The 7,786-nt window shown below is 50.2% G+C and carries 3 protein-coding genes and 3 tRNA genes; 3 read left to right on the forward strand and 3 right to left on the reverse strand.

Annotated elements, in window-relative coordinates:
- Window positions 1-358: 358 nt before the first annotated feature.
- Window positions 359-432: transfer RNA gene (locus NG833_RS25245), tRNA-Arg, on the forward strand.
- A 143-nt stretch (window positions 433-575) separates the two neighbouring features.
- Here NG833_RS25245 and NG833_RS25250 read toward each other — a convergent pair.
- From NG833_RS25250 to NG833_RS25260, 3 genes are all read right to left on the reverse strand, one after another.
- Window positions 576-647 (reverse strand) — tRNA-Thr (locus NG833_RS25250).
- Window positions 648-724: 77 nt separating this feature from the next.
- Window positions 725-809 (reverse strand) — tRNA-Tyr (locus NG833_RS25255).
- Between the two features lie 100 nt (window positions 810-909).
- Entirely contained in the window at window positions 910-2,052 is a 1,143-nt protein-coding gene (locus NG833_RS25260) for a hemolysin family protein (protein WP_375293951.1), read from the reverse strand.
- Window positions 2,053-3,919: 1,867 nt separating this feature from the next.
- Here NG833_RS25260 and rimO point away from each other — a divergent pair.
- Both rimO and NG833_RS25270 read left to right on the forward strand, forming a co-directional pair.
- On the forward strand, window positions 3,920-5,275 hold the full coding sequence (gene rimO, locus NG833_RS25265) for a 30S ribosomal protein S12 methylthiotransferase RimO (protein ID WP_254568040.1): 1,356 nt from the start codon (window positions 3,920-3,922) through the stop codon (window positions 5,273-5,275).
- A 372-nt stretch (window positions 5,276-5,647) separates the two neighbouring features.
- Complete coding sequence (locus tag NG833_RS25270; protein ID WP_254568041.1) at window positions 5,648-7,099, forward strand: DEAD/DEAH box helicase; 1,452 nt, start codon at window positions 5,648-5,650, stop codon at window positions 7,097-7,099.
- The last annotated feature ends 687 nt before the right edge of the window (window positions 7,100-7,786 follow it).

The raw sequence follows: 7,786 nt of genomic DNA on the forward strand, positions 1-7,786 counted from the left end.
AAAAAATAAAACCTTCAAAAAACCCGCAGGCTCAAGCCTGGGGCTACACGGACAAAGCGGTGCCTGCGCGGGCTAAAAGAGCCTTGTTAGGTGCGATCGCATCAAAGCAAGGATGATTTATTTGTTGGAATCCCCTAAAGAGTTCTTAACCCAACTGTTGAGATTCATGGACGCGGATTCTCGCCATCGGCGAACTTTTGAATCGAAAAAACCCAATCCCCTGGGAAAGCAGCTATGCAAATGCCCTGTTGTTTGATAAAATACAGAAATGAATCCTGAGAGTCTCTTGGAATTGGATAGTCTGGTAGACTGACTCCAAAGCCAAAACTCAATCGGGGTTTTCCCATAACCGTTATGTGGGTGCGTAACTCAGATGGATAGAGTAGCGAACTTCTAATTCGTTGGTCGCAGGTTCGAGTCCTGCCGCACCCGTTTCTCGGCTGAGGGTTTTCCCGATGGGTCAAATCAAGGGCAACAGGGGCTTTTCTCCCCTGTTGCCCTCATAGTTATCCAAAAAACAGGGTCTAACACTCTCTCAAGTCTTAGACCCTGTTGTTTTTATTCTCAGCTTCAAAAGCCCGTGACGAGGATTGAACTCGTGACCTCACCCTTACCAAGGGTGTGCTCTACCACTGAGCTACACGGGCAGACAAAATCCAAACTTCAAACGGTTAATAATCGGTCATGATTTCTTGACCCTTAACCTAGAAATTTGAATGAATTGTGGTGGGCCGAGCTGGATTTGAACCAGCGTAGGCGTAGCCAGCGGATTTACAGTCCGCCCCCATTAACCGCTCGGGCATCGACCCTTTTTTGTCCACAATTACTAATACTAGCAGAACTCTCACAGAAGTCAAGGGTTTAAGCAAACTTTTTTTTAAGCCCGGGTTTGACCCGGCCTCGAATAGCTCATCGACCGTTCCCCCGTTTGCTGCGAATGCTCAGGGAACTGACATTCAGGACCCCTTTGCGGTGGGTACGGTTGTCCAAATCACTCTCATCGTAAATTTCCCCGACGAGTTCTTCAAGAATATCTTCTAGGGTCAACAACCCGACGGTTCCCCCATACTCATCGACAACGATCGCAATATGCAGCCGCTGTTGCAACATCTCCTTGAGCAAGTCCGCGACTCGTTTGGTCTCTGGGACATAAACCGGAGGATCCATCGCCAGGGTCACGCCCCCATTCTCGATTCCCTCCTGTTGACAGACTCGAAGTTGCTTGATTGCCCGCTTAAGATGCACGATCCCCACAATTCGGTCTTTGGATTCCTCCTGGACGGGAATCCGCGAATATCCCGTTTCTAAACACAAATCCACCAAATCCTGTAACGTCGCCTCATGAGAAATCGTTCGCATTTCAATCCGAGGTTTGACGACTTCCCTGGCGCTTAAACTATCCAGCATCAGGGCTTTGTTGAGTAACTGATGCTTGTACAAGTCTAATTGACCCCGACCCCCAAGAATTTCGATCATCAGCTGCAGATCGGTTAAGGATTCTCCTTGTTGAACGTTATTTCCCTGAACCAACCGAATCATCACCTGGGTGATTTTTTCGAGCAACTGCACGATCCCAAACAAGGAGAGTACCTGGGACAACCAATAGATCGGTCGCACCACCAGCTTAAAGAAGGGGATCACGTTGTTAATTGCTAAAGATTTGGGGGTAATTTCCCCAAAAATCAGGACTAACAGGGTGATAATGGCCGTGGCGACTCCTAATCCGGCATTTCCCAACCACAAGGCAAAGAGATTGCTGGTCAAAATGGCGGAAAAATTATTGACGAGGTTATTGCCGACGAGGAGGGTGGTAATAAAGCGAGTGCGCTTGTGCAGAACTAGGGTAAAGATGCGGTGAGGGTCCCCTTGTTCTTTGATGAGCGATCGCAATTTCAGATTATCGAGGGCTGTAATCGCAGTTTCTGACCCGGAAAACATTGCTGAGAGGACCAGCATGAACATCAGGACCCCGACATCAAGCCAAATATTTCCTAACAGGGGTTGCAGTTGAGAAACAGCTAAAACTGAATGGGGGAGGGGTGAAGAAATCACGAGGGGGCAGAAGTAATGAGGTAAAATTAAAGGAATCCATCGCGTTGTGCTCATGAGGCTATCAAGTAGGCTCTTGATGCCCATAATAACGTTCCGATCGGATCTTGTTGTCAAAGAAGTCCGGATGATCCGGGCGACAAAAGTCCCCCCTTTTGTGCTGGAGGGAGTCTCGGTTGATCTGATGGCGCGATCGCCTGCCGAAGTTTTAGGCCGATCTCAAGAAAGAGGCTGTTTTTCAAGTCACAAAACTCTTCATTAAAATCGGGTCCCCTCCCCTGTGTCTTGGAGAGGGGACCGCAGGGGTCTCCTACCTGTCGATCCGGGTAGGACTATCAGACCATGATTTCCAAACCTGAGTCCCATCTGAGGATGAAGGCTGAGGGGAGACCGGACCCACCTGGGCGATCGCCTCAATATCCCGGTCTAGTTGAAACTGTAGGCCGATTGCAACCCCCACCAAATTAAAAAGGCAATGCCGCCTAAAATCAGCACCGAGGAAAACCCGACCAGCAATGGGCTGTCGGCCCCTTTAAATTTCATAATTCCACGATTTAAGTCTGACATAGCGCTACGCTCCTGGCTCAGGCACAATAAAGATTAAACGTTCAATCAATCCCTTCCCTGTGTCCCGGTTAAAAATCCGGGCGAGAGGGTTGCTGACTCCGGGGAGAACAGACTTGGCATTTCTCCTTTTTTCTCCCCGTTTAGGAGTCTGGGATCGGGTTTTCTCCCCAATCATTGTAGCTGGGGAGACTCCCCAGGAGGAATCCTATCAAAGGGGGCGACAAAGGGGGCGATCGCTTCTGATGTTGACCAAGCACCGATGACCTGATTGCGGGATTCATTCCCCAGTCTGAAAATCCCAGTTAGGGTTAGGCTCGCTTGACGAGTCGGGTCCAAGTGTTTCGCTGCGATTTTCCCCGAAAACCTTTGAGGAATCCTGGATTTACCCGGTGGGGAGACTCTCAAGAGCCCGGTTTTGGGTTAATCTCGCTCACTTATGAGTATAGGCTCTTTTATCGTCATTTTTTTAGGGAAATGAGACTAGAGAGCCGGTGAAAAAATTTTTCTGACTCGGTTTTATTGTAATCTAAACCCTTGGCAAAAAAGCCTTGAGAGCAAGGGAGTATTTTAAGACGATGCAAAGTGAAGATTAATCCTTTGATAAGCAGGATTGTGGCCATATTCCTTGCTGGGGGAAAATTAGCAGAAGATCTCTGGAGAGGGGCGGTGACAACAGGGGCGATCGGTATTTTTCTAGGTGCAGACTCCGGATGACACCAGAGTTTTCCAGGGGGGCAATCCGGGGAGAAGGGGCGATCGCCCAGAGTCCAGGGCGGATTTCCGGGGACTAGATCAGTCTTGTCCTGATGGCAAAACAACGGGAATCCTGGATGATGAAATGCTGACATTTGCTGACAAGCTCAGGATTGAACCCTCTGCTCAAAGAGCCGGGGAAATTCAGGCACAGCCCTGGCTCCAACGAGGGGGACCTCCTCAAAAAGGGGTCACACAGACAGCGCCTTCGAGTCACCCCTAAATAGAGTCTGGATTAGGAATTTCGGGGGAAAATGCTCTGACTCGCGATTAATAGCGGTTAGATGCTATAGTACATTGACACGAGATACAAGCTGCTGAGCGTGCAACCGACCGTCTCCACACCGGGAGCCTTAAATCCAACAGGCCCCAAGCCAGAACCGAAAGGATAAGGAATCCTTTGATCAGGACCCTTACCCCTAGCTCCAGGAGTTCGATTGGGAAAACTTGTAGAAAAAGCGGCTATACTGTATTTTGATAAAACTGACGATCAGGAGCGAAACTCGCTCTACAACGGAGCACCATTACAATAACTCGAAGCAATAACTGCATGGGCAAAAAGCCAACCATTGCTATCTCTCATCTAGGGTGCGAGAAAAATCGCATTGACAGCGAACATATTCTGGGCCTGTTGGTACAAGCAGGCTACTCGGTCGATACCGATGAAGAAGTAGCAGATTACGTCATCGTCAACACTTGTAGTTTTATTGAATCGGCTCGGGAAGAGTCAGTCCGGACGCTAGTAGAACTAGCGGAGGCGAAGAAAAAAATCGTCATTACTGGATGCATGGCGCAACATTTCCAGGAACAACTATTTGATGAACTGCCCGAAGCAGTTGCAGTTGTGGGCACTGGGGATTATAATAAAATCGTAGAAGTGATTGAACGGGTCGAAGTCGGCGAGCGAGTCACAGAGATTTCCGCAGAACCGACTTATATCGCCGATGAGACGACACCGCGCTACCGGACGACTACCGAAGGTGTAGCGTACCTGCGGGTCGCGGAGGGATGTGATTACCGCTGTGCATTTTGCATCATTCCGCATCTTCGGGGAAACCAGCGATCGCGCACCATCGAGTCCATCGTAGCGGAAGCCAAGCAATTGGCCTCCGAGGGCGTCCAAGAAATTATTTTAATTTCTCAAATTACCACCAACTATGGGTTAGACCTATACGGTGAACCCAGATTGGCGGAACTGCTGCGTGCGTTGGGCGGGGTAGATGTCCCTTGGATTCGGATGCACTACGCCTATCCTACGGGACTGACCCCGAAAGTGCTGCGGGCGATTCGGGAAACCCCCAACGTGCTGCCTTACTTAGATTTACCCTTGCAACACTCCCATCCGGAAGTGCTGCGGGCGATGAATCGGCCCTGGCAAGCGGGGGTCAATGATCGGATTATCGAGGGAATTAAAGCAGCGGTGCCGGATGCGGTATTGCGAACGACCTTTATCGTAGGATTCCCCGGCGAAACGGACGAACATTTTGAGCATCTGTATCAGTTTGTTCAACGTCATGAGTTCGATCATGTAGGCGTGTTCACCTTTTCCCCGGAAGAAGGAACCCCTGCCTATAGCCTTCCCAATCAACTCCCGCAAGAGGTGATGGATGAACGGCGGGATGCTCTGATGGAATTGCAGCAGCCGATTTCACTGAAGAAGAATCAAGGGGAAATCGGTAAAGTTGTAGACGTATTAATCGAACAAGAACACCCCGAAACTGGGGAGTTGATAGGCCGATCGGCGCGATTTGCGCCTGAAGTGGATGGGTTGGTCTATGTCCAGGGAAATGCACGTCTGGGTTCGAGGGTGCCGGTGGCGATCGCCAGTGCTGACGTTTACGACCTCTACGGTCATGTTGCAACTGTAGCTGACCTAGTGCAACGAGAATCTATTGCCTTGAGTTAAAGACTCTAGATTTTCTGGGGAAGGTTGGGACGGTTTTTGGTATGGTCTTTAACATCTATGTTGAGATCCTCTGCAATTTAACAGCTCGTTCAGTACCAGCCTCGGAGCGGTGAACAGGACCTTAAGACAGAAAGCCCGATTCTACCGTGCCTTTTTTTTACAAATCTTGTGAATATCAGGCAAATCAGACGTACCCCTCAACATCCGCTAATCTCAATTAGCATCAATACCAATTCTATTTTTATGCTCTACATCGAAAGCGTATCTGTCCTCGCTCTAAATACCTAAGAGCAACCCCATGTAGCATCAAAAACGAGAAATGGTATTAGCTGCCCTTGAGCAGCCCCAAACTCAAACGTTTTAGGAGAATAAATGACTGTTTCATTTCAAAGTTTAGGTCTTTCAGAAGAGCGCGTACAACAGCTAGAAAAACTTGGTTTTACTGAACCGAGCCCCATTCAAGAACAAGCCATTCCCAAACTGCTGGCGGGACAAGATGTAGCCGGACAAGCCCAAACAGGAACCGGCAAAACAGCAGCATTTTCTCTGCCTATTTTGGAGCAGATGGATGTTAACGACAAGAGTGTTCAAGCACTGATTTTGGCCCCAACTCGGGAACTGGCGATTCAAGTCAGTAATGCGATTCGCGAATTAACTGACGATCGCCGGGTACGGATTTTTGCCGTGTACGGTGGGTCCTCCATTGAGCGCCAAATTCAGCGCTTGGAACGAGGCGTTCAGATTGTAGTCGGCACCCCCGGACGGGTTCTGGATTTGCTCAATCGTGGACATCTCCACCTCGATACCCTGACCCATCTCGTCCTGGATGAAGCGGACGAAATGCTGAGTATGGGCTTTATTGACGATGTGGAAAAAATCCTCGATAAAGCCCCCAAAAACCGTCAGACCGCTTTCTTCTCCGCGACGATGGAACCTTCCATTCGTAAGCTGATGAATAAGTTCATGCGCGATCCGGTGACAGTGAGGATTGAGCAAACAAAATCGACGCCGAAGCAGATCGACCAAGTAATCTACATGGTCCCTCGCGGCTGGTCCAAATCTCGGGCCTTACTGCCAATTTTAGAATTGGAAGACCCGGAAACGGCGATCGTCTTCGTCCGCACCCGACGGGCGGCGGCTGAACTCACCAGCCAACTGCAAGCGGCAGGTCACAGCGTGGATGAATACCACGGGGACCTCAACCAGTCCCAGCGGGAACGCTTAATCGATCGCTTCCGCAAGCAACAAGTCCGCTGGATTGTTGCCACGGATATTGCGGCACGGGGTTTAGATGTGGATCACCTGACCCACGTGATTAACTACGATTTACCGGATCAAGTGGAAAGCTATGTCCACCGGATCGGACGCACGGGCCGCGCCGGTCGTGAAGGCACTGCCATTTCCCTGATTCAGCCGTTTGACCGGCGCAAGCTCCAACAAATTGAGCGGCATCTGCGTCAAACTCTGAAGATTCGCTCGATTCCGACTCGCTCTCAAATTGAGGCGCGGCATCTGGAAAAACTGCAAGCTCAAGTTCGGGAAATCCTCAGTGGCGAACGTCTGGCTTCGTTCTTGCCTATCGTCGCTCAACTGAGCGAAGAATATGACCCCCACACGATCGCCGCAGCAGCCCTGCAAATGGCTTACGATCGCACCCGTCCCAACTGGGCGAACAATATCTCGGAAGATGCGCCGGAAGAAGATAACTATTCTGACAAGCGCTATGACAGCCGCGATCGCTCATCTCGCTCTTTCTCGAAGCCGATCAAGCGCTCCAAACCTCGGAACTCTTCTTCCCGTGAGCCGATTGGCGAACGTCAGTAGAGGATAGTGCGGGTCAGGGGGAATGAATCGGGACAATTTGTCTGGGTCCTGTTCCCTCTCAGCCGGGATTGATTGCTAAACTCACGAGGGGATCATTCGGCGATCGCTGGAGTACCCCCTCTCCCACAGTCCAATAGAACCTGACTGGCTGGTGAGCATTTTGAGAATGCAACCGGCCATAATTTTTTTTAGGGCCGTCCCAATCCTAGGGGTTGATGGCGGCTTTTTTGACCCTCCCAGGTAAAGAGCTAATACGGAATCCGGTTGGTAAAAGTCGATTTTCGTTTTTAGCCCGCGCAGGCACCGCTTCGTCCGGATAGCCCCAGGCTTAAGCCTGTGGGTTTTGATAGACTTTTGACAACCGGATTCCGTATAATGCTGAAGATTGAACCGGCTGGGAACTCCCCGATCAGGCAAATTCGCTATTCTTGCATCCGGATGGGAGCATGAGCTATTTAGGGAGCATCTAAATTTGGCAAAGAGACCTAACCGCCGGTGCCCCCTTCCCACCTCTGAAGGTGGCCCTCTCCTACAAGGAGAGGGAGAATAGGGGATTGCAAAATATAAATCCTCCAAACTTTCAACTGAAAGGAAGCTATGTGTCGGAGTAAATGCTTGCGCCCTCCGGAGGGCGCAAGCATTGCGCCCCTACATTGACGGGGCTACTTTGTTGATCTACGAACGAAC

The organism is Oscillatoria sp. HE19RPO (assembly GCF_024220515.1).
Classification (GTDB): domain Bacteria; phylum Cyanobacteriota; class Cyanobacteriia; order Cyanobacteriales; family Laspinemataceae; genus Laspinema.